The 22,000-nt window shown below is 73.1% G+C and carries 18 protein-coding genes; 8 read left to right on the forward strand and 10 right to left on the reverse strand.

Annotated elements, in window-relative coordinates; all coding sequences use genetic code 11:
• Positions 1–41 precede the first annotated feature (41 nt).
• Positions 42–635: an isopentenyl-diphosphate Delta-isomerase gene (idi, locus tag AQJ64_RS25330; protein WP_055635855.1), complete on the forward strand. Its 594-nt coding sequence runs from the start codon at positions 42–44 to the stop codon at positions 633–635.
• Positions 636–647: 12 nt separating this feature from the next.
• On the opposite strand, the gene AQJ64_RS25335 is transcribed toward idi, so the two are convergent.
• Positions 648–1,166, reverse strand: coding sequence for an ATP-binding protein (locus tag AQJ64_RS25335; RefSeq protein ID WP_055635856.1), 519 nt, complete (start codon positions 1,164–1,166; stop codon positions 648–650).
• A gap of 300 nt (positions 1,167–1,466) precedes the next feature.
• Here AQJ64_RS25335 and AQJ64_RS25340 point away from each other — a divergent pair, with 300 nt between their 5' ends.
• Positions 1,467–2,219, forward strand: a complete 753-nt coding sequence (locus AQJ64_RS25340; RefSeq protein ID WP_055635857.1) for an enoyl-CoA hydratase/isomerase family protein — start codon at positions 1,467–1,469, stop codon at positions 2,217–2,219.
• Here AQJ64_RS25340 and AQJ64_RS25345 read toward each other — a convergent pair.
• Positions 2,206–2,841 (reverse strand): DJ-1/PfpI family protein, encoded by a 636-nt coding sequence (locus tag AQJ64_RS25345; protein WP_055635858.1) that lies wholly within the window; start codon positions 2,839–2,841, stop codon positions 2,206–2,208. The two genes, AQJ64_RS25340 and AQJ64_RS25345, sit on opposite strands and share 14 nt — an antisense overlap.
• A 21-nt stretch (positions 2,842–2,862) precedes the next feature.
• Entirely contained in the window at positions 2,863–3,831 is a 969-nt protein-coding gene (locus AQJ64_RS25350; protein WP_055635859.1) for a GlxA family transcriptional regulator, read from the reverse strand.
• A 154-nt stretch (positions 3,832–3,985) separates the two neighbouring features.
• Here AQJ64_RS25350 and AQJ64_RS25355 point away from each other — a divergent pair, with 154 nt between their 5' ends.
• Positions 3,986–6,400, forward strand: a complete 2,415-nt coding sequence (locus AQJ64_RS25355; RefSeq protein ID WP_055635860.1) for a Tex family protein — start codon at positions 3,986–3,988, stop codon at positions 6,398–6,400.
• Positions 6,401–6,509: 109 nt separating this feature from the next.
• On the opposite strand, the gene AQJ64_RS25360 is transcribed toward AQJ64_RS25355, so the two are convergent.
• Positions 6,510–8,150 (reverse strand): ABC-F family ATP-binding cassette domain-containing protein, encoded by a 1,641-nt coding sequence (locus AQJ64_RS25360; RefSeq protein ID WP_055635861.1) that lies wholly within the window; start codon positions 8,148–8,150, stop codon positions 6,510–6,512.
• 90 nt (positions 8,151–8,240) lie between these two features.
• On the opposite strand from AQJ64_RS25360, the gene AQJ64_RS25365 reads away from it, so the two are divergent.
• Entirely contained in the window at positions 8,241–9,209 is a 969-nt protein-coding gene (locus tag AQJ64_RS25365; RefSeq protein WP_055635862.1) for an FAD-dependent oxidoreductase, read from the forward strand.
• A 93-nt stretch (positions 9,210–9,302) separates the two neighbouring features.
• Here the strand turns inward: AQJ64_RS25365 and AQJ64_RS25370 are convergent, their stop codons facing one another.
• Positions 9,303–11,246: a Xaa-Pro dipeptidyl-peptidase gene (locus tag AQJ64_RS25370; RefSeq protein ID WP_055635863.1), complete on the reverse strand. Its 1,944-nt coding sequence runs from the start codon at positions 11,244–11,246 to the stop codon at positions 9,303–9,305.
• Positions 11,247–11,464: 218 nt separating this feature from the next.
• On the opposite strand from AQJ64_RS25370, the gene AQJ64_RS25375 reads away from it, so the two are divergent.
• Positions 11,465–12,952: a M1 family metallopeptidase gene (locus tag AQJ64_RS25375; protein WP_055635864.1), complete on the forward strand. Its 1,488-nt coding sequence runs from the start codon at positions 11,465–11,467 to the stop codon at positions 12,950–12,952.
• A gap of 59 nt (positions 12,953–13,011) precedes the next feature.
• On the forward strand, positions 13,012–13,191 hold the full coding sequence (locus AQJ64_RS25380; protein WP_055635865.1) for a hypothetical protein: 180 nt from the start codon (positions 13,012–13,014) through the stop codon (positions 13,189–13,191).
• 8 nt (positions 13,192–13,199) lie between these two features.
• Here AQJ64_RS25380 and AQJ64_RS25385 read toward each other — a convergent pair whose 3' ends face one another.
• A complete protein-coding gene (locus AQJ64_RS25385; RefSeq protein WP_055635866.1) occupies positions 13,200–13,682 on the reverse strand; it encodes a macro domain-containing protein in 483 nt (160 codons plus the stop codon).
• Between the two features lie 201 nt (positions 13,683–13,883).
• Here AQJ64_RS25385 and AQJ64_RS25390 point away from each other — a divergent pair, with 201 nt between their 5' ends.
• Complete coding sequence (locus AQJ64_RS25390) at positions 13,884–14,594, forward strand: MerR family transcriptional regulator (RefSeq protein ID WP_055635867.1); 711 nt, start codon at positions 13,884–13,886, stop codon at positions 14,592–14,594.
• On the opposite strand, the gene AQJ64_RS25395 is transcribed toward AQJ64_RS25390, so the two are convergent.
• The 4 genes from AQJ64_RS25395 to AQJ64_RS25410 form a co-directional block, all read right to left on the reverse strand.
• Positions 14,534–15,808: an acyltransferase family protein gene (locus AQJ64_RS25395; protein WP_240512743.1), complete on the reverse strand. Its 1,275-nt coding sequence runs from the start codon at positions 15,806–15,808 to the stop codon at positions 14,534–14,536. The genes AQJ64_RS25390 and AQJ64_RS25395 overlap by 61 nt on opposite strands.
• A gap of 128 nt (positions 15,809–15,936) precedes the next feature.
• Positions 15,937–18,114, reverse strand: coding sequence for a 3-hydroxyacyl-CoA dehydrogenase NAD-binding domain-containing protein (locus AQJ64_RS25400; RefSeq protein ID WP_059203004.1), 2,178 nt, complete (start codon positions 18,112–18,114; stop codon positions 15,937–15,939).
• A 41-nt stretch (positions 18,115–18,155) separates the two neighbouring features.
• Complete coding sequence (locus AQJ64_RS25405; protein ID WP_059203005.1) at positions 18,156–19,370, reverse strand: acetyl-CoA C-acetyltransferase; 1,215 nt, start codon at positions 19,368–19,370, stop codon at positions 18,156–18,158.
• A gap of 38 nt (positions 19,371–19,408) precedes the next feature.
• Complete coding sequence (locus tag AQJ64_RS25410; protein ID WP_211286507.1) at positions 19,409–20,581, reverse strand: CaiB/BaiF CoA transferase family protein; 1,173 nt, start codon at positions 20,579–20,581, stop codon at positions 19,409–19,411.
• A gap of 313 nt (positions 20,582–20,894) precedes the next feature.
• On the opposite strand from AQJ64_RS25410, the gene AQJ64_RS25415 reads away from it, so the two are divergent.
• Positions 20,895–22,000, forward strand: a 1,106-nt coding sequence (locus AQJ64_RS25415) for a saccharopine dehydrogenase family protein (protein ID WP_059203006.1), incomplete at its 3' end; no start/stop codon positions are given.

Here is a 22,000-nt window from a genome sequence, read left to right on the forward strand (position 1 = left end):
ACGGCAGACTGGGGACGCGAGGACCGATGCTAAGGATGGGTATGCCGATCACACCTGCCACCGCGACGCACAGCTCGTCGAGCGGCACCGCGGAAGCGATTTTGCTGGAACTGGTCGACGAGGACGGCGTGACGATCGGCACCGAGGAGAAGCTCGCGGCCCACCAGCCGCCGGGCCGGCTGCACCGCGCGTTCTCCGTGTTCCTCTTCGACGAGCGGGGCCGGCTGCTGCTCCAGCAGCGGGCACTCGGCAAGTACCACTCCCCCGGCGTGTGGTCCAACACCTGCTGCGGCCATCCCTACCCGGGCGAGGCGCCCTTCGCGGCGGCCGCGCGGCGCACGTTCGAGGAGCTGGGGGTGTCCCCGTCGCTGATGGCGGAGGCGGGCACGGTCCGCTACAACCATCCGGACCCGGCGTCGGGCCTGGTGGAGCAGGAGTACAACCACCTCTTCGTCGGGCTGGTGCAGTCGCCGCTCGGGCCGGACCCGGAGGAGGTCGGCGACACGGCCTTCGTGACGCCCGACGAGCTGGCCGAGCGGCATGCGAAGGACACGTTCTCCGCGTGGTTCATGACCGTGCTGGACGCGGCCCGGCCCGCCGTGCGGGAGCTGACGGGGCCGTCGGCCGGCTGGTGAGCCGCGCGGCGCTCAGGGCAGCCGTACGGGCTTGAGCGGCAGGGCGGCCCAGATCACCTTGCCGCCGCCGGAGGTGTGCTCGACGTCGCAGACCCCGCCCGCCTCCCTGGTGACCTCCCGTACCAGGAGCAGCCCGCGGCCGTTGGTCTCCTCGTGGTCGGCCTCCAGAGCCGTCGGGCGGTAGGGGTGGTTGTCCTCGACGGCCACCCGCACCCACTCGGCCCCGACGGCCACCTCCACCGCGAGCGTCGGCGACAGCAGCGCCGCGTGCCGGACGGCGTTGGTGACCAGTTCCGAGACGATCAGCAGCAGCCCCTGGACCAGGTCCTCCGAGACCGGCACCCCCTGGCGCAGAAGCAGGTCGCGCACGGCGTGCCGGGCCTGGGGGACGGAGACGTCCACGGCGGGTGCGGTGAACCGCCAGACACCTTCGTAGGGCAGCGGCCGCTGCCCTGGGTCCGCCAGGGACTCGGGAGGTGCGTCCGCGCCGCCCTCTGGGCGTGGGTCGGGCCCGCGCCCGTGGTTGTCCATCGTCCGGTCGCCACCCTCGCGCTCGATTGTCACCACACGTCGAGTGTTGGTAACGAGCTGCACCACCCCGCCGGACTGACCAGAAGTCAGCCACTATCGAGCGTTCCCGACCATTCCTGCCCGGGAAAGTCGCGGCAATGACCGCCACTGATCCGATGGTGCCGCTTTCGCGCACTCTTCGGGTTGTACGGGTTCGCCGACCCGCTCGGTCCCCCTCGATCACTCTCGATCACTCTCGCCCGTTTCGTCCCCCGAGGCCGCTGTGACCGGGCCCGGGGCGCGGAGGTTAGCATCCGGACCATGGAGCCCGAACTGCTGCACGGCGTCACCGACGGGGTCGCCACCGTCGTCCTGCACCACCCGGCGAAGCGCAACGCCATGACCGCCGCGATGTGGGCCGGACTGCCGCCGCTGCTGGAGGCGCTGGCCGCCGACCCCGAGGTCCGGGCACTGGTGCTGACCGGCGCGGGCGGCACCTTCTGCGCGGGCGCCGACATCTCCACGCTCCAGGGATCGCCGGACGAGGCCCAGGCACTGGCCGTACGGGCGGAGGACGCCCTCGCGGCGTTCCCCAAGCCGACGCTGGCCGCCGTGAAGGGGCACTGCGTGGGCGGGGGCGCACAGCTCGCGGCCGCCTGCGACCTGCGGTTCGCCGAGGAGGGCGCGCTGTTCGGGGTCACCCCGGCGAAGCTCGGGATCGTCTACCCGTCCTCCGCCACCCGCCGGCTGGTGGCGCTGGTCGGTCCCGCTGCCGCCAAGTACCTGCTGTTCTCAGGTGAGTTGATCGACACCGAGCGGGCGCTGCGCACCGGTCTGGTCGACGAGGTGCTGCCCTCCGACGCACTCGACGACCGGGTCGCGGAGTTCACCCGCGTCCTCGTCTCGCGCTCCCGGCTGACCCAGGCGGCCGCGAAGGAGTTCGCGAACGGCCGCACGGACCGGGACGCCCACTGGGCCGCCCAGGCCCGCGCGGCCGGCGAGACCGCGGAGGGCGTCGCCGCCTTCCTGGAGCGCAGGGAGCCGCGCTTCACCTGGACGACTACGTCAGGATGAACCGGCTGCTCGCCCGCAGGGCGTCGACGAGGTGCGCGGGGGCCGTGTGCGGGGCGCCGGCGTCGTAGGGCGGCCGCGGGTCGTACTCCGTGGCCAGCTGTACGGCCCGGGCGTGGTCGTCGCCCGCGATCCGGCCGAGCAGGGCGAGCCCCATGTCGATGCCGGAGGAGACCCCGGCCGCGGTGACGTACTTGCCGTCGAAGACGACCCGTTCGCCCGTGGGTTCGGCACCGAAGGCCGCCAGGTGCTCCAGGGCCAGCCAGTGCGAGGTGGCGCGGCGGCCCCGCAGGAGTCCGGCGGCGGCCAGCAGCAGGGAGCCGGTGCACACGGAGGCCGTCCAGGTGCTGGTGGCGTCGGCGGTCCGGAGCCAGTCGAGCAGGGGCTCGTCGTCCATCAGCGCGCTCTGGCCGGGGCCACCGGCGACGACCACGACATCGGGAGCGGGGACTTCGGACAGTGCCTTGTCGGCGGTGACGGCCAGGAAGCCGGTGTCCGTGCGGACAGGGCCTCTCTCCCCGGACACGAACACGGTCTCCGCGTCCGGGGCCCGGGAGAGGATCTCGTACGGCCCCACCGCGTCGAGGGCGGTGAAGCGGTCGTAGACGACGAAGGCGATCTGCATCGCGTTCCCTTCGGTGGGTGATCAGCGGGTGATCAGGGGGCGGAAGCGGCGGCGGTACTCCGCGGGGGCCGCGCCGAGCGCCCTGACGAAGGCGCGCCGCATCGCCTCGGGGGTGCCGTAGCCGCTGGCCCGGGAGATCTCCTCGATGCCGTCGGCGGTGTCCTCCAGGAGCCGGCGGGCGTGTTCGAGGCGGACCCGGTCGACATAGCGGCCGGGGGTGGTGCCGGTGTCGGCCCGGAAGGCGCGGGCGAAGTGGCGGGGCGAGAGCAGGGCGCGGGCGGCGAGCGCCTCGACGCTCAGATCGGCGTCGGGGTTTTCGGTGATCCACTGCTGGACCTCCCGCAGGGGCTCGCGTTGCGCGGTCTGGGCGGCGAGCTGGACGCTGAACTGGGCCTGGTTGCCGGGCCGACGCAGGAAGACGACCAGATGGCGGGCGATGGTGAGCGCCGCGTCCCGGCCGAGATCCTCCTCGACCAGGGCGAGCGCCAGGTCGATGCCGCAGGTGACGCCCGCCGAGGTGTAGACGCTGCCGTCCCGGACGTAGACCGGATCACGGTCGACCCGGACGGCGGGGTGGTCGCGGGCGAGGGTGTCGCAGTAGGCCCAGTGGGTCGTCACCCGGCGGCCGTCGAGCAGCCCGGCCGCGGCGAGCGGGATCGCGCCGGTGCACACGGACACCAGGCGCTCCGCGCGCGGGGCGTGGGTGCGCAGCCAGTCGGTGAGCTCCGGGCTGTCCCGGCGGGTGCCCCGGCCGCCGGGGACCACGAGCGTGTGCGGCACCCGCGCGTGGGTGAGGGCCTCGTCCGGTACCAGCGTCAGCCCGCTGTCGGTGCGCACCGGGGAGCCGTCCAGGGAGGCCGTACGCACGCGGTAGGAGCCCGGGGCGTACTGCTCGGCGCCCGTGAAGACCTCCAGGGGGCCGGTGACGTCAAGACTCTGGACGTCGTCGAACAGGACGAGAAGAACAGTGCGGACGGTTCGCTGCGCCATGGGCACGATTCTTCGCGGCACGCGCGGAGGGCGGCAATGACGAATACCCCACCTTTTCTGCCATGCGGGGCGATGTCGTCGGGGCAGCGGCGGGTTGTCGGTGCCACCTGCCACAATTGCGGCGCAACCTCAGTGGAGAAGGCGGTACGGGCTCGTGACGACACCGGGATCCCTCGAAGCAGGGTCCATCGAAGGCAGGATCGCCGAGGAGCTCGGCGTACGGGAACGGCAGGTGAAAGCCGCTGTGGAGCTGCTCGACGGCGGCTCGACGGTGCCCTTCATCGCCCGCTACCGCAAGGAAGCGACCGAGATGCTCGACGACGCGCAGCTGCGCACGCTCGAGGAACGGCTGCGCTATCTGCGGGAGCTGGAGGAGCGGCGGGCGGCGATCCTGGAGTCGGTGCGCGAACAGGGCAAGCTGACCGAAGCGCTGGAGGCGCAGATCCGCGGCGCCGAGACGAAGGCGCGGCTGGAGGACGTCTACCTCCCGTACAAGCCCAAGCGGCGCACCAAGGCGCAGATCGCCCGCGAGGCGGGTCTCGAGCCGCTGGCCGAGGGTCTGCTCGGCGACCCGGGCGTGGAGCCGCTCGCGGCGGCCGCCGCGTTCGTCGACGCCGACAAGGGCGTCGCCGATCCGCAGGCCGCGCTGGAGGGCGCGCGGGCGATCCTGACCGAGCGGTTCTCGGAGGACGCCGACCTGATCGGCGAGCTGCGCGAGCGGATGTGGGGGCGCGGGCGGCTGGCCGCCAAGGTGCGCGACGGCAAGGAGGAGGCGGGCGCGAAGTTCGCCGACTACTTCGACTTCGCCGAGCCGTTCACCGAGCTGCCCTCGCACCGGATCCTCGCGATGCTGCGGGGCGAGAAGGAGGAGGTCCTCGACCTCGTCCTGGAGCCGGAGGAGCCCTCCGAGCAGCCCGGCCCCTCGTCGTACGAGGGGATCGTCGCGTCCAGGTTCGGCATCGCCGAGCGCGGCCGGCCGGGCGACAAGTGGCTGACGGACACCGTCCGCTGGGCCTGGCGGACCCGCATCCTCGTCCACCTCGGCATCGATCTGCGGCTGCGGCTGCGCACCGCCGCCGAGGACGAGGCGGTGAACGTGTTCGCCGCGAACCTGCGCGACCTGCTGCTCGCGGCGCCCGCCGGCACACGCGCGACGCTGGGCCTCGACCCCGGTTTCCGTACGGGCGTGAAGGTGGCCGTGGTCGACGCGACCGGCAAGGTCGTCGCGACGGACGTCATCTACCCGCACGTCCCGGCCAACAAGTGGGACGAGGCGCTCGCCAAGCTGGCGCGGCTGGCGCGGGAGCACGCGGTCGAGCTGGTCGCGATCGGCAACGGCACGGCGTCCCGCGAGACCGACAAGCTCGCCGGTGAGCTGATCACCAGGCATCCCGAGCTGAAGCTCACCAAGGTGATGGTGTCCGAGGCGGGCGCCTCGGTGTACTCGGCCTCCGCGTTCGCCTCGCAGGAGCTGCCCGGCATGGATGTCTCGCTGCGCGGCGCGGTGTCCATCGCGCGCCGGCTCCAGGACCCGCTCGCCGAGCTGGTCAAGATCGACCCGAAGTCGATCGGCGTGGGCCAGTACCAGCACGACCTGTCCGAGGTGAAGCTGTCGCGTTCGCTGGACGCGGTGGTGGAGGACTGTGTGAACGGCGTCGGGGTGGACGTCAACACGGCCTCGGCGCCCCTGCTCGCCCGGGTGTCGGGGATCACCTCCGGTCTCGCCGAGAACATCGTGGCGCACCGGGACGCCAACGGGCCGTTCTCGTCCCGTACGGAGCTGAAGAAGGTGCCGCGGCTCGGCCCCAAGGCGTACGAGCAGTGCGCGGGCTTCCTGCGGATCCGGGGCGGCTCCGACCCGCTGGACGCCTCCAGCGTGCACCCGGAGGCGTACCCGGTGGTGCGGCGCATGGTGAAGACCTCCGGCCAGGAGGTGGCCTCCCTCATCGGCAACTCGGGTGTGCTGCGCTCGCTGCGGCCGACGGACTTCGTGGACGAGACGTTCGGTCTGCCGACCGTCACCGACATCCTGAAGGAGCTGGAGAAGCCCGGGCGCGACCCTCGGCCCGCGTTCAGGACGGCCAGCTTCAAGGAGGGCGTGGAGAAGATCTCCGACCTGGCGCCCGGGATGGTGCTGGAGGGCGTCGTGACGAACGTGGCGGCCTTCGGCGCGTTCATCGACGTCGGTGTCCACCAGGACGGCCTCGCGCATGTCTCCGCGCTGTCGAAGACGTTCGTCAAGGACCCGCGGGACGTGGTCAAGCCGGGTGACATCGTCAAGGTGAAGGTCCTCGACATCGACATCCCGCGCAAGCGGATCTCGCTCACCCTCCGGCTGGACGACGAGGCGGCCCCCCAGGGCCAGGACCGCTCCTCCGGCGGCGGCCGGCCGCAGCGGGGTGGCGGACGTCCGCCGCAGCAGCGGCAGCAGCAGGGCGACCGGCGCGGCGGGAACGGCGGCCAGCGCGGGGGCGGCGCGGCGCGCCAGGCGCAGCCGCCGGCCAACAGCGCGATGGCCGACGCACTGCGCCGGGCGGGCCTGCTCGACCCGAAGAAGGGCCGCGGCTGACCTGACGGGCCGGGCCCCGGTTCCCGAGAGGGCGCCGGGGCCCGGCTCGCTCTTGCGGCGCCGGCATCGGGACGGCCTGTGGCCGCCCCTTTCAACCGGACGGCAGTGCCTAGCGTTCCGTCACCTTGCCGGACGCCACCTCCAGGCGGCGGGTGACGTGGACCGCGTCCAGCATGCGGCGGTCGTGGGTGACGAGAAGCAGGGTGCCCTCGTAGGCGTCGAGTGCCGACTCCAGTTGTTCGATGGCCGGGAGGTCGAGGTGGTTCGTGGGTTCGTCGAGGACGAGGAGGTTGACGCCGCGGCCCTGGAGGAGGGCGAGGGCGGCGCGGGTGCGCTCGCCGGGTGACAGGGTGGCCGCCGGGCGCAGGACGTGGTCCGACTTCAGACCGAACTTGGCCAGCAGGGTGCGGACTTCGACCGGTTCGGTGTCGGGGACGGCCGCGCAGAAGGCGTCCAGCAGGGACTCCTGGCCATGGAACAGCTTGCGCGCCTGGTCGACCTCCCCGACCAGCACGCCCGAGCCGAGCGCCGCGTGCCCGCCGTCCAGGGGGATCCGGCCGAGGAGCGCGGCGAGCAGGGTCGACTTGCCCGCGCCGTTCGCGCCGGTGACCGCGACCCGGTCGGCCCAGTCGATCTGGAGGGTCACCGGGCCGAACGTGAAGTCGCCCCGCCGTACCTCCGCGTCCCGCAGGGTGGCGACCACCGCCCCGGAGCGCGGGGCGGCCGCGATCTCCATGCGCAGCTCCCACTCCTTGCGGGGCTCGTCGACGACCTCCAGGCGTTCGATCATGCGCTGGGTCTGCCGGGCCTTCGCGGCCTGCTTCTCACTGGCCTCGCTGCGGAACTTGCGGCCGATCTTGTCGTTGTCGTTGTTCGCCTTGCGTCGGGCGTTCTTCACACCCTTGTCCATCCAGGAACGCTGCATCTGCGCGCGGTCCTGCAGGGCGGACCGCTTGTCGGCGTACTCGTCGTAGTCCTCGCGCGCGTGCCGGCGGGCCACGTCCCGCTCCTCCAGGTAGGCGTCGTAGCCACCGCCGTAGAGGTTGATCTGCTGCTGGGCGAGGTCGAGTTCGAGCACCTTGGTGACGGTGCGGGTGAGGAACTCGCGGTCGTGGCTGACGACGACGGTGCCCGCGCGCAGCCCGGTCACGAAGCGTTCGAGGCGCTCCAGGCCGTCGAGGTCGAGGTCGTTGGTGGGTTCGTCGAGAAGGAAGACGTCGTAGCGGGACAGCAGGAGGGAGGCGAGGCCCGCGCGGGCGGCCTGGCCACCGGACAGGGTCGTCATCGGCTGGTCCAGCCCGACACCGAGGCCGAGGGAGTCGGCGATCTCCTCGGCGCGCTCGTCGAGGTCGGCGCCGCCGAGGCCGAGCCAGCGCTCCAGGCTCGTGGCGTACGCGTCGTCCGCGCCCGGGGCGCCGTCCACCAGGGCCTGGGTCGCCTCGTCCATGGCCCGCTGGGCCTCGGCGACCCCGGTGCGCCGGGCGAGGAACTCCCGGACGGTCTCCCCGGGGCGGCGCTCCGGCTCCTGGGGCAGATGGCCGACGGTCGCGGCGGGCGGGGAGAGCCTGAGCTCGCCCTGCTCGGGCGCGCCGATCCCGGCGAGCAGCCGCAGCAGGGTGGACTTGCCCGCACCGTTGGCACCGACCAGACCGATCACGTCACCGGGCGCGACGACGAGGTCCAGCCCGGAGAAGAGGGAGCGGTCGCCGTGTCCGGCGGCGAGGTTCTTGACGACGAGGGTGGCGGTCACAGGTCGTGGATTCTAGTCGGCGTGCGGTGTCCGGGGCGCCGCGGATTCTCCCCGTCGCCCTGCGGGGGTCCGGTCGGTTACCTTCCGGGTGTGGACTCTCAGGGGAACGGCGAGGTCGTCGTGGTCGGCGGCGGGGTCATCGGGCTGGCGACGGCGGTCGTGCTGGCCGAGCGGGGCCGACGGGTGCGGGTGTGGACGCGGGAGCCGGCCGAGCGGACCACCTCGGCCGTCGCCGGCGCGCTGTGGTGGCCGTACCACATCGAGCCGATGGCGCGGGCACGGACCTGGGCGCTGCGCTCGCTGGAGGTGTACGAGGAACTGGCCGAGCGGCCCGGGGCGACCGGGGTACGCCTGGTCGACGGGGTGATGGGCGAGACCGACCTCGCGGACGTCGAGGGCTGGGCGGCGGGCCGGCTGCCCGGGCTGCGCCGGGCCACCGCGCAGGAGTACGGGGCCGGGAGCGGCGTCCGGGCGCGGCTGCCGCTGATCGACATGGCGGTGCATCTGCCGTGGCTGCGGGAGCGGCTGCGACGGGCGGGCGGCACGGTCGAGGAGCGGACGGTGTCCGATCTGAGGGAGGCGGACGCGCCGGTCGTCGTCAACTGCACGGGGCTCGGGGCGCGGGGGCTGGCGGCGGACACCTCGGTACGGCCCGTGCGCGGGCAGCTCGTCGTCGTGGAGAACCCCGGTGTCGACACCTGGCTCGTCTCCACCGCCCCGGACGGCGCGATGGCGTACCTGTTCCCGCAGCCCGGGCGGCTGCTGCTGGGCGGCACGGCGGAGGACGACGCCTGGTCACCGGAGCCGGACCCGGCGATCGCCGAGGGGATCGTACGGCGGTGCGCGGCGCTGCGCCCGGAGGTCGCCGGGGCCCGGATCCTGGAGCACCGGGTGGGCCTGCGCCCGGTGCGCCCGGAGGTACGGCTGGAGCGGGAGCCCCTGCCCGACGGCCGACTGCTGGTGCACCACTACGGCCACGGCGGCGCGGGCGTGACGGTGGCCTGGGGCTGCGCGGAGGAGGCGGCCGGCCTGGCCACCCCCTCGGCTGCAACGCCCTGAAAGGGGCGCGGGGCCGTATCGATGTGCGGCTCCGCCGCGTGGGCGCGACCGGCCACGACGCACCCGCGGCCGGCCGACGACGCACAGCGGTCGCTACGGAATCCGATACGCACCGCGCGGCGCACGCACACCGTCCAGCGGACCGGAGCCGAGCCCACGGTCCGCCGATCCGGACGTGGCCGCCGCGAACGCGGCGGTACCCCCCACGAACGGCACCCGGGCCGAGGTGCGGGCCAGGTCCAGGGTGAGGGTCGGATGGTCCGCAGGCGGGTCGATGAGGTCCCTGTCGGTGCCCGCGACGATCAGGGCGAGCCGGTGACCGGCGGGCACGACGTGGTCGGTGGCGGCCAGGTCGAGGGTGATCGTGTACCGCCTGCCGGGGATGAGCGGGACGCCCTTGCCGGGATCGGCGTAGGTGCCGAGGTCGGCCCAACCACGGCTGAGGACGGTGTGGTCGACGTCGGCGGTCTTCGCCCCGGTCTCCTTGAAGCAGGCGCTGTCGCCGGCCGTGCTCTCGCCCCAGCAGGTGCGGTCGGTGAGGGTGGTGATGCCCTCGCCGCCCGCCGCGTAGTCACGGATGGTGTCGGGGCCGAGGTCCACGAGGACGGCGCTGAGGTGGGCCGTCGCCGTGGTGGGGGTCGCGGTGACGGTGACCTGTGAGGAGCCGGACAGGCGCAGGTCGCGGGTGAGCGGCCCGGTGACGAAGCCGGCCTTGGCGGGGTCGGAGGTGTCGATCCGAGCGGCCCAGTCGGTCTCGCTCAGCCGCGGGTCGTCGGTGAAGGTCTCGGTGCCGGTGCCCCGGCGCAGGCCGAGGGTGCCGACGCCCGGCTGGGTGCCGCCGGCCGGGCGCAGGGTCGTGGACCGGGTGCCGCTCGGCGGCCAGACCTTCGAGGTGGCCCACTGGTCGGGGTGGCGTTCGACGTCGGCCATGGGCTCGCGGTCGATGCCGTTGTCGTAGCCGAGGAGTTCGTGGTCGAACCAGCGGTGCAGGGTGTCGACCCAGGCGGCGCGCCGGAAGTCGAAGGGGTCGACGTGGCCGGTCTGGGAGAGCCAGATCTTGCGCTCGACGCCGTTCTCGGCGAGGGCGTCCCACCACTGGCCGAAGTGCCGGGTGCGGACGTTGAGGTCCTGCAGACCGTGGACGACGAACACGCTCGCCCGGACCTTGCGGGCGTCCTTGACGTAGTCCCGCGCGGTCCACAGGGACGTCCGGTCACCCGAGCGCGGGGCCTCGTCGACGAGTCTCCGCTGGACGGCGGCGCAGCGGGCGCGGGCGTCGGGGCTGTCGACGTAGTCGGAGAGCCAGTCGGGGCCGGAGTCGTAGAGGGGGGCGCCCTGGGAGAAGAAGTAGTCGTACCAGGAGGAGATCGCGGAGATCGGGACGATGGTCTTCAGGCCCTTGACGCCGGTGGCGGCGACGCCGTTGGCGATGGTCCCGTCCCAGCTCTTGCCGATCATCCCGGTTCTGCCGTTCGTCCAGCCCGCCTTCGCGGTGGTGGTGCCGGTGCGGGTGGTGTAGGCCTTGGCGCGGCCGTTCAGCCAGTCGACGACGGCCTTCGCGGAGAGGACGTCGGAGCGGCCACCGATGTCCACGCAGCCGTCGGAGCGGTTGGTGCCGGCCAGGTCGACGCCGACGAAGGCGTAGCCGCGCGGGACGAAGAAGTTGTCGTAGAACAACGGCATCTGGACGATGTCGCCCGCCGAGTCGTACGTCTTGCGCTGGCTCTCGTTGCCGCGGCCGCAGCAGGAGTAGTAGGGGCTGGCGTCCATGATGACGGGCACCTTGCGGCCCTGGGCGGCGGGTTCGCGGGGGCGGACGATGTCGGCGGCGACCCGGTCGGGTCTCCCGTCGCCGTCGCCGTCCAGGCCGGTGTCGACCCAGACGGCCTCGCGGATCGCCTGCGCGTAGGAGTAGACGGGCCGGCTCTCGCGCGGGGCTCCGTGGGCGGTCACGGGGGTGAGGAAGCCTGCCACCAGAAGGGTGAGGGCGGCGGTCGCGAGCGTTCTCCAGATCGTGAAGCGCGTGCGTGTCGGCATGCGCGGGACGGTACCTCGGTCAACACCCGCGCAGAAGAGGGCGTTTGTGAGCCGCCTGTGACCCCTGGGGGCGCGGTGGCCGGAACACGTCCATGCGAGTGGTGCGCCCATGACGGCCGAATGGCGATCGTGTGACAGGGCCCGCGGTGGACGCGGGCCGGGCACAGGGACTCAATAGGCTCCGAACAGCCCTGGTACCCCCACGACTTGGAGCTCTCGTGCACCGCAGATTCCTCGTGCCCGGCGCACTCGCCGCGGCGTCCGTCCTGCTGGCGATCCCGGCGTCCGCCGCGGGCGCCTCCCCCGGTGCGCCGGGCATCGGCGACCCCTACTACCCGGCCTACGGCAACGGCGGCTACGACGTCTCCCACTACGACCTGCGGCTGACGTACCGGCCGGAGACGGACGAGCTGGCGGGGACCGCCACGATCCTCGCCCGGACCACCGAGGACCTGTCGAGCTTCGACCTGGACTTCCTGCTGGACGTCGCCGAGGTGCGGGTGAACGGCGCCACCGCCGCCTTCGCGTCCTCCGGCGAGCACGAACTGGTCGTCACCCCGAAGGTGCCCCTGGCGAAGGGGACGCCCCTGACCGTCGTCGTCCGGTACTCCGGGGTGCCGTCGACGAAGAGCGCGTACGGCTTCTCCACCTGGCACCGCACCCCGGACGGCGCGGTCGCGGCGGACGAGCCCGAGTCGGCCTGGTGGTGGTTCCCGAGCAACGACCACCCGCTGGACAAGGCGACCTACGACGTGTCGGTGGCGGTGCCGGACGGCACCCAGGCGATCTCCAACGGCACGCTCCAGTCGACCACGTCCCGTCTGGGCTGGACCCGCTGGACCTGGCGCCAGAACAAGCCGCAGGCGACCTATCTGGCCACGCTCGCGCTCGGCAGGTTCGACATCTCCACCGGCACCTCCGAGGGCGGTGTCCCGGTCGTCAACGCCTACAGCAGGAACCTCGGGGACAACGAGGGGGCGGCGCGGGCGAGCGTGGAGCGCACCGGGGAGATCGTCGACTGGCTGAGCGGTGTGTTCGGGCCGTATCCGTTCGCCTCGGCCGGCGGATACGTGCCGAACACCACGACCGGGTTCGCGCTGGAGACGCAGAGCCGGGTGTACTACAGCCCGCGGCAGTTCGCGAACGGCTCCAACACCTCCGTCGTCGTCCATGAGCTGGCCCATCAGTGGTACGGGGACTCGGTCTCCGTCAAGGGGTGGAAGGACATCTGGCTCAACGAGGGCTTCGCCCGGTACGCGCAGTGGCTGTGGTCCGAGCACGAGGGCGAGGGCACGGCGCAGGAGCTCGCCGACTACGTGTACGCCTCGCACCCGGCCGACGACGCGTTCTGGACGGTGAAGCCCGGCGACCCGGGCGCGGACCGGCAGTTCGACATCGCCGTCTACGACCGGGGCGCCCTCGCGGTGCAGGCGCTGCGGAACGAGATCGGCGACGAGGCGTTCTTCGCCGTCCTCAAGGGCTGGCCCGCGAGCCACGCCTACGGCAACGCCGACATCGCCGACTTCCGGGCCTACGCCGAACAGGTCTCCGGCAAGAGCCTCGGCGCCCTGTTCGACACCTGGCTCTTCCAGCCGGCGAAGCCCGCCGGGCCGGCGGCGCGGTCCGGGCTCACGGCACGGGCCACGGTGGTGCAGCCGAGGTCCTGGAAGAAGATCGCGGCGACGAACGGGGTGCACGAGCACTGAGCCGGGGTGGGGCGGGGTAGCAACCGTGCAGGAATCGTGAAGAGAAGGGGGAACGGGCCATGGCCGGTGCGGGGAACAGCAACGAGGGTCTCGCTGTGTGGAGGGTCCTGACGCTCGTCGGGGCGGTCGCTCTGGGGATCGGCCTGATCGGCCAGGTTCCCGTCCTGACCCTGCTCGGCTCGCTCGTCGCGCTCGTCGGCGTGATCGGACTCACGGCGGCTCGGCGCAAGCAGAACTGACGGCCCGTTCAGCCGTCTCCGTGGTCGTACACCGTCACCGCTATGCCCCGGCGTACGAGCCGCTCGGTGACGAGCGGCTCGACGCGCGACCACTTGCCACCGGCGAGGCCGCAGCCTATGCGGGGCATGTGGACGGAGGCGTCGAGCTCGAGGACGCGGTCGGCCAGGCGGGACAGTGCCGTGTCGATGGCCTCGTAGCGCACGGGGACGCCCTTGCTGCCCGTGCGCACGCCTCGCTGGCCGATCATGTTCGCGACCCACACGTCGGGCTTGACCCGCACAAGCTGGAGCGCGCCCAGGCCGAAGTCGTTGGAGGCGCGCTCGCGGTGCCAGGCGCGGTACGCCGCCTCCGGCTCCGGCCAGCGGCGGGAGAGCGCCAGTACGAAGCCCTTGCCCCAGCCCCCGATGTCGTTGCAGACGTGGGCGATCACCTTGGCGCCCTTCACCGACGGCACCGTCGCGTCACCCCGGATGTAAGCGATCTCCGACATGACGCCACCGTAGGCGATGCCACTGACAGTGGCCCTGACCTGCTACTTCGTGAGGTCGGCCAGCTCGGCGTCGACGGTCTTCGAGCCCCGGCTGCGCACCGCGAACCAGCACCGACCAGGGCAGCACTCGATCACACATGTCCCAGGTCACAGAGCGTTACTTGTCACACGGTCGCCCCCGCGGCGGCGATACTGCTGCGTATGACGATCGAGCCCGACGAGCCGCCCCTCACGGTCGACGAGCTGGCCGCACGTGCGGGGGTCACGGTCCGCACGGTCCGCTTCTACGGCACCAGGGGCCTGCTGCCGCCGCCCGTGATCGGCCCGCGCCGGGTGGGGCACTACGGCCCGGAGCACCTCGCGCGTCTGGAGCTGATCGAGGAGCTGCAACGGCAGGGCATGACCCTGGCGGCGATCGAGCGCTACCTGGGGCAGCTGCCGCCCGGCCTCGACGCGCACGACCTCGCCGTCCACCGGGCGGTGGTGGCGTCCTGGGCGCCGGGCACCGACGAGCCGGTGAGCGGCGAGGAGCTCCGGCGGCGGGCGGGGCGGCCGCTGTCCGAGGAGGACGTACGGCGGCTGGTGGCGATGGACGTCGTCGAGGCCGCGGCCGACGGCGGGTACCGGGTCGACTCCGGTCTGCTGCCGCTCGGGGTGCGGCTGCTCGACGTACCGCTGTCGCAGGAGGTGATCCTCGCGGCGCGCAGCACGCTGATCGCGCACTCGCGCGCGGCGGCACAGGAGCTGTCCGGGCTACTGCGGGAGGCGGTGGCCGAACGGGACGCGCAGGACGTGCGTTCGCTGACCGCGCAGATGCGTCCGCTGGTCGTCCAGGCCCTGCTGACGACCTTTCAGCGCTCGCTGCGGGACGAGCTGCGGCTGTGGCTGTCGGAGGCGCAGACCGGCGGCTGAGGGGCGGCCGGCACCCGGCGGTTCGTCAGCCGTCGGCCCCAGGCCTGGCCGGGCGCCTCGATCCAGCGGTACGTCAGCGCGCACAGCGGCAGCAGCACCGCGACGAAGGCCACCAGGAGCAGGGGCTCGTCGCTCCGCTGCCGGCCGATCGTGCCGTCGACCGCCGTGAGCAGCACCGGATGCAGCAGGTAGACCGAGTAGCTGATCACGCCCAGCGCGGCCGGCCCGCGCGGGATCCGCCGCCGGCGCGCCGCGAATCCGGCGGCGAAGGTGAGCACGGCCAGCAGGAACGCGGTGATCCAGCCGCGCCGGGTGAAGTAGTGGCCGTCGCCGTACCGCCAGGCGCTGCCCACCGCGCAGAGCAGCACCACGGCCGCCGCGCGGACCGCGGTCCGCCAGGTGCTCCCGCCGTGCTCGGCCCGGTGGACGGCGGTGCCGAGGAACATCACGGCGAGGATCACGAGGCTCTCCCACTGCGGCACGGTGCTGTCGAACGCCACCAGGGCGAGCGCCAGGATCCCGCCCAGCACTCCCCCGGCGACACGCACCGCGGGCGGGCCGGCGCTCGCGCAGCACACGGCGACGGCCAGGGCGGCCGCGGCGGCGGCGATCAGCGGGCCGGTGCCGATCAGCCCGGACAGGGCGGAGACCGGCAGCGCGCCGCCCGTGAGGGCGCCGACGGCGGCGAGCACGGCGAGGACGACGGCGACCGCCGCCGACCGCTGGTGCCGGCGGACCGTGAAGAGGCCGACGACCAGGAGGTAGAAGGCCATCTCGTACGACAGTGTCCACAGGACGAGCAGCAGACCGGGCGTCCCCAGCAGTTCCTGGAGCAGGGTGAGGTGGGCGAGCGCCGTGCCGACGGCGCCGCGGCCGTCGTGGGCGGTGCGCAGGGGGGCGACGCCCGTGAGGTCGAGGAGGAGGACCGCACCGACGGCGAACGCCCACAGCGGGTAGAGGCGCAGGATCCGGCCGGTCCAGAAGCTGCGGACGGAACCCCGGCGTTCCAGCGAGGCGGGGATGATGTAGCCGCTGACGAGGAAGAACACCATGATGCCGTAGCGGCTGGTGTTGAAGTGCGGCATGAGGTCCCGCCGGAACTCCGGCAGGAAGGAGGCGGACGCGTGGTCGAACACCACCACGAGTGCCGCGACGGCGCGCAGCGCGTCCAGCCAGTCCGACCGTGACCGCCTCGACCGCCTCGTGCCGTCCACTCGCGTCTCTTTCTCCCGGGGTCCTTACGGTTGTTCTTGGACCGGGGCGCGAGGAGCGTTACACGGCGGGGCCCACGGGGCGAACCCCGTGAGCCCTTGATGGGTCACGGGGTCCGGCGCGCGGGGTGTCAGCGGGCGTCGGTGAAGGTCTCCCCCCGCTCCGCCTTCTCCACCAGCAGCGCGGGCGGGGTGAAGCGGTCGCCGTAGCGTGCGGCGAGCTCACGCGCGCGGGCCACGAATCCGGGGAGCCCGCCGTCGTAGCCGTTGACGTACTGCAGGACGCCGCCGGTCCAGCCGGGGAAGCCGATGCCGAACAGGGAGCCGATGTTGGCGTCGGCGACGGAGGTCAGGACGCCCTCCTCGACGAGCCTGACGGTGTCGAGGGCCTCGGAGAAGAGCATGCGTTCCTGCATGTCCCGGAAGGGGATCTCGGTGCCCGCGCGCGTGAAGTGCTCCCGCAGGCCCGGCCAGAGGGCGCCGCGCCCGCCGTCCTCGGCGTACTCGTAGAAGCCCGCTCCGCCGCTGCGGCCGGGGCGGCCGAACTCGTCGACCATGCGGTCGATGACGGCCTCGGCGGGGTGGGCGGTCCAGGTGCCGCCCGCCTCCTCGACGGCCAGCTTCGACTCGCGGCGGATCTTCTGCGGGAGGGTGAGGGTCAGTTCGTCCATGAGGGAGAGCACCTTGGCCGGGTAGCCGGCCTGGGCGGCCGCCTGCTCGATGGAGGCGGGCTCGATGCCCTCGCCGACCATGGCGACGCCCTCGTTGATGAAGTGGCCGATCACCCGGGAGGTGAAGAAACCGCGCGAGTCGTTGACGACGATCGGCGTCTTCCTGATCTGCCGGACCAGGTCGAAGGCGCGGGCGAGCGCCTCGTCGCCGGTGCGTTCGCCCTTGATGATCTCGACGAGCGGCATCTTGTCGACGGGCGAGAAGAAGTGCAGGCCGATGAAGTCCTCCTGGCGCTCCACGCCCTCGGCGAGGGCGGTGATGGGGAGCGTGGAGGTGTTGGAGCAGAGCAGGGCGTCGGGGGCGAGGATCGGCTCGATCTCCTGGAAGACCTTGTGCTTGAGGGCGGTGTCCTCGAACACGGCCTCGATGACGGCGTCGCAGCCCGCCAGGTCGGCGGGGTCGGCGGTGGGGGTGATGCGGGCGAGCAGCGCGTCCGCCTTCTCCTGGGTCGTACGGCCCCGGGAGACGGCCTTGGCGCACAGCTTCTCGGAGTGGCCCTTGCCCTTGGCGGCGGCTTCCGCGGTGACGTCCTTCAGGACGACGTCGATGCCCGCGCGGGCGCAGGAGTAGGCGATGCCGGCGCCCATCATGCCCGCGCCCAGGACGGCCACCCGGCGGACCTGGCGGGGCTCGGTCCCCCGGGGGCGGTTGGCGCCGGAGTTGACGGCCTGGAGGTCGAAGAAGAACGCCTGGATCATGTTCTTCGAGGTCTGGCCGGCCGCGAGCTCGACGAAGTAGCGGGCCTCGATGACCTGCGCGGTCTCGAAGTCGACCTGGGAGCCCTCGACGGCCGCGGCGAGGATGGCCCGCGGCGCGGGGTAGGGGGCGCCGCCCGTCTGCTTGCGCAGGGTGGCCGGGAAGGCGGGCAGGTTGGCGGCGAACTTGGGGTGGGCGGGGGTGCCGCCGGGGATGCGGTAGCCGGGCCTGTCCCAGGGCTGCCGGGACTCGGGGTTCGCGTCGATGAACGCGCGGGCCTTGGCGAGGAGTTCCTCGGGGGTGGCCGCCACGTCGTCGATCAGGCCGTTGCGGAGGGCCTTCTGCGGGCTGTACTGGGTGCCCTGGAGGAGGACCTTCAGGAGGGCGTCGGCGATGCCGAGCAGGCGCACGGTGCGCACCACGCCGCCGCCTCCGGGGAGCAGGCCGAGGGTGACCTCGGGGCAGCCGATCTTGGCGCCGGGGGCGTCCAGGGCGACGCGGTGGTGGCAGGCGAGGGCGAGTTCGTAGCCGCCGCCGAGGGCCGCGCCGTTCATCGCCGCGACGACGGGCTTGCCGAGGGTCTCGATACGGCGCAGGTTGCGCTTGATCTCCAGGCCGCCGTCGAACAGCTCCCGGGCGGTCTCGGGGGTGACGCGGATCAGGTCGCGCAGGTCGCCGCCGGCGAAGAAGGTCTTCTTGGCCGAGGTGAGGATGACGCCCCGAATGGTGTCCTTCTCGGCCTCCAGGCGGTCGGTGACCGCGGCGAGGGAGGCGCGGAACGCCGCGTTCATGGTGTTCGCGGACTGGTTCGGGTCGTCGAGGACGAGGGTGACGAGGCCGGTGCGGTCCTGTTCCCAGCGGATGGTGGTGCTCTCGGTCATGACGGGGTCTCCGTAGAAGTCTGTGGGGTGCCGCTGGGGGGTCAGACGCGCTCGACGATCGTGGCGATGCCCATGCCGCCGCCGACGCAGAGGGTGGCGAGGCCGTAGCGCTTGTCCTGGCGCTCCAGTTCGTCGACGAGGGAGCCGAGGATCATCGCGCCGGTGGCGCCGAGGGGGTGGCCGAGGGCGATGGCGCCGCCGTTGACGTTGACCTTGTCCAGGGACAGGCCCATCTCCTTCACGAACCGCAGGACGACCGCGGCGAACGCCTCGTTGATCTCGACGAGGTCGATGTCGTCGATGGTCAGACCGGCCTTGGCCAGGGCCTTGCGGGTGGCCGGGGCGGGGCCGGTGAGCATGATGGTCGGCTCGGAGCCGGAGACGGCGGCGGAGACGATCCGCGCGCGGGGGGTGAGACCGTGGCGCTCGCCGACCTCCCGGGAGCCGATGGCGACCAGGGAGGCGCCGTCGACGATGCCGGAGGAGTTGCCCGCGTGGTGCACGTGGTCGATGCGCTCCACCCAGTGGTACGTCTGGAGCGCCACCGCGTCGAAGCCGCCGAGCTCGCCGATGTCGGCGAAGGACGGCTTCAGGGCCGCGAGGGAGTCGGCGGTGGTGCCGGGGCGCAGGTGCTCGTCGTGGTCGAGGACGACGAGGCCGCCGCGGTCCCGGACCGGGACGACGGAGCGGTCGAAGCGGCCCTCCTTCCAGGCCGTCGCCGCCCGCTCCTGCGACAGCGCCGCGTACTCGTCGACGTCACGGCGGGAGAAGCCCTCGATGGTGGCGATGAGGTCGGCGCCGATGCCCTGCGGCACGAAGTTGACGGCCAGGTTCGTCATCGGGTCGTTGAACCAGGCGCCGCCGTCGGAGGCCATCGGCACCCGGGACATCGACTCCACGCCGCCCGCGAGGACCAGGTCCTCCCAGCCGGAACGGACCTTGGCGGCGGCCAGGTTGACGGCCTCCAGACCCGAGGCGCAGAAGCGGTTCTCCTGCACGCCGGCCACGGTGTCCGGCAGCCCTGCCGCGATCGCGGCGGTCCGCGCGATGTCGGAGCCCTGGTCGCCGACCGGGCTGACGACGCCGAGGACGATGTCGTCGATCGCGGCCGGGTCGAGGCCCGGGAAGCGGTCGCGCAGTTCGTGGATGAGGCCGACGACGAGGTCGATGGGCTTCGTGCCGTGCAGGGCGCCGTTCGCCTTGCCGCGCCCGCGCGGGGTGCGGATCGCGTCGTACACGTACGCTTCGGTGCTCACTGGTCAAGCCTTTCGGGGGAGGGTGGGCCGAACGGGGGTCAGTCGCCCTGGCGCGGGAGGTCGTTCACGGGGGTCTTCACCAGGTCGTTCGCGAGCCCCGGTATGTCCCAGTCGCGGGCCACCTCCGCGGTGTCGGCGCCGGGCCGGGCGGGGCCGGAGCGGACGGCCGTGGGGGTGGCGGAGAAGCGGGGCGCGGGGGCCGGCTGGGTGATGCCGCCGTGGTCGGTGAAGGTGCCGCGGGCGGCGAGGTGCGGGTGGTGCGGGGCCTCGCGCAGCGACAGCACGGGCGCCACGCACGCGTCGGATCCCTCGAACAGGGCCGTCCACTCGTCCCGGGTGCGGGCCCTGAAGCGGGCGGCGACCGCCTCGCGCAGCTCGCCCCAGCGGGTCCAGTCCTTGCGGGCGTCGCGGAAGTCCCCGAGGCCGAGGAGGTCCGTGAACGCGTCGTAGAACTGCGGTTCCAGGGCGCCGACCGCCATGTACCCGCCGTCGGCGGTCTCGTAGGTGCCGTAGTACGGGCAGCCGCCGTCGAGGAGGTTGGCGGCGCGCCGGTCCCGCCAGCCGCCGGCCGCGAGCATGCCGTGGATCATCGTGGAGAGGTGGGCGGTGCCGTCCACGATCGCCGCGTCGACGACCTGGCCGGTGCCGCTCACGCGCGCGTGGTGGAGCGCGGCGAGGACGCCGACGACGAGGTAGAGGGAGCCGCCCGCGTAGTCGCCGAGCAGGTTGGCGGGGGCGGGCGGCGGGGTGTCCGGGGCGCCGATCATGCCGAGGGTGCCGGTCAGCGCGATGTAGGCGATGTCGTGGCCGGCGCGGTGGGCGAGGGGGCCCTCCTGGCCCCAGCCGGTCATCCGGCCGTAGACCAGCCGGGGGTTGCGGGCGTGGCAGTCCTCGGGGCCGACGCCGAGCCGTTCGGCGACGCCGGGCCGGTTGCCCTCGATCAGCACGTCGGCGCGGGCGGCGAGGTCGAGCACGCGCGCGGGGCCGTCGGGTGCCTTGAGGTCGACGACGACCGAGCGCTTGTTGCGGTTGGTGACGTCATGGGCCGGGTCGACGGCGAGGGAGGGGCCGCCGGGGCGGTCCACACGGACGACGTCGGCGCCGAGGTCGGCGAGCAGCATCGCGGCGAAGGGGCCCGGGCCGATGCCGGCGAGCTCCACCACGCGTACCCCGGCGAGCGGGCCGTGCCCGGACGTGTGACCCGTCGTCATCCAGCCCCCTTGCTGTGACACAACCGATGTAACACCTGAGATGTTAAGAACGTGTTCCAGTGGGCACAAGAGCTGAGCGAGCAAGCGCTTAGCCAGTTTAGGCGCGTTGCGCTCTCCCGGTCGCCCCGTCCGCGAGCGCGGCCGGTAGCCCGAACTCGCGCACTTTCTCCCACTTCGTCAGGGCCTTCCGGTCCACGGCCACCTGCTGCCTCCGGGCTCGTCGTCGGCCTGGTCACCCCTCACGCTAGCCTCAGCCACCGACAGCGGCGCGGGCTGCGGGACCAAGAGGTGTCATGAACGGGCAAGGGGTGTCATGAGCAGGCTAAAGAGGACGGACCGTCCGTACGACATCGTGCTCTTCGGCGCGACCGGATTCGTCGGGACACTCACCGCCGAGTACCTCGCCGCCCACGCGCCCGAGGGTCTGCGCTGGGCCATCGCCGGCCGCAGCCGGGAGAAGCTGGAGCGGCTGCGCGAGCGGCTCGGCGTGCCGGCCGGGGTGCTGACGGCCGACGTCGCGGATCCGGCCTCGCTGCGCGCCCTCGCGGAGCACGCGCGCGTGGTGGCCACGACCGTCGGCCCCTACGTGGAGTACGGCGAGGAGCTGGTCGCCGCCTGCGCGGACACCGGCACCGACTACCTGGACCTCAGCGGCGAGCCGGAGTTCCTGGACCTGATGTACGTCCGGCACGACGCCCGCGCGCGGGAGACGGGCGCGCGCCTGGTGCACGCCGTCGGCTTCGACTCCGTGCCGCACGACCTCGGCGTGTACTTCACCGTCCGGCGGCTGCCCGAGGGCGTGCCGCTGACCGTGGACGGCTTCGTGACGGCGGACGCCGCCTTCTCGGGCGGGACGTTCGCCTCCGCGCTGGGCCAGTTCGCGCGCAGGAGGCAGATGGCCTCCGCCGCGCGGGACCGGCGCCGGCACGAGCCGCGGCTGATGGGCCGGCGGGCCACGGCGCCGGCGGGCAGGCCCCGGTTCGCCCCGGAGGTCGGCGCCTGGGCGCTGCCGCTGCCGACGGTGGACCGGCAGATCGTGCGCCGGTCGGCGAAGGCGCTGGAACGTTACGGCCCCGATTTCCGCTACCGCCACTACGCGGCCGTACGGCGGCTGCCGGTCGCCGTGGGCGGGGTCGCGGCCGTCGGGACGGTCGTCGCGGCCGCCCAGCTGCCGCCCGCCCGGCGCTGGCTGTCGGACCGGCTCAGGCCCGGCGAGGGGCCGAGTGACGAGCGGCGGGCCCGCAGCTGGTTCTCGGTCCGGTTCGTCGGCGAGGGCGGCGGCCGGCGGGTGTTCACGGAGGTCTCGGGCGGCGACCCCGGCTACGACGAGACGGCGAAGATGTTCGCCGAAGGGGCGCTGGCGCTGGCCTGCGACGACCTGCCGCCGACGGCGGGGCAGGTCACCACGGCGGTGGCCAT

The sequence above is a fragment of the Streptomyces griseoruber genome (assembly GCF_001514205.1).
In the GTDB taxonomy this organism is placed as follows: Bacteria; Actinomycetota; Actinomycetes; order Streptomycetales; family Streptomycetaceae; genus Streptomyces; species Streptomyces griseoruber.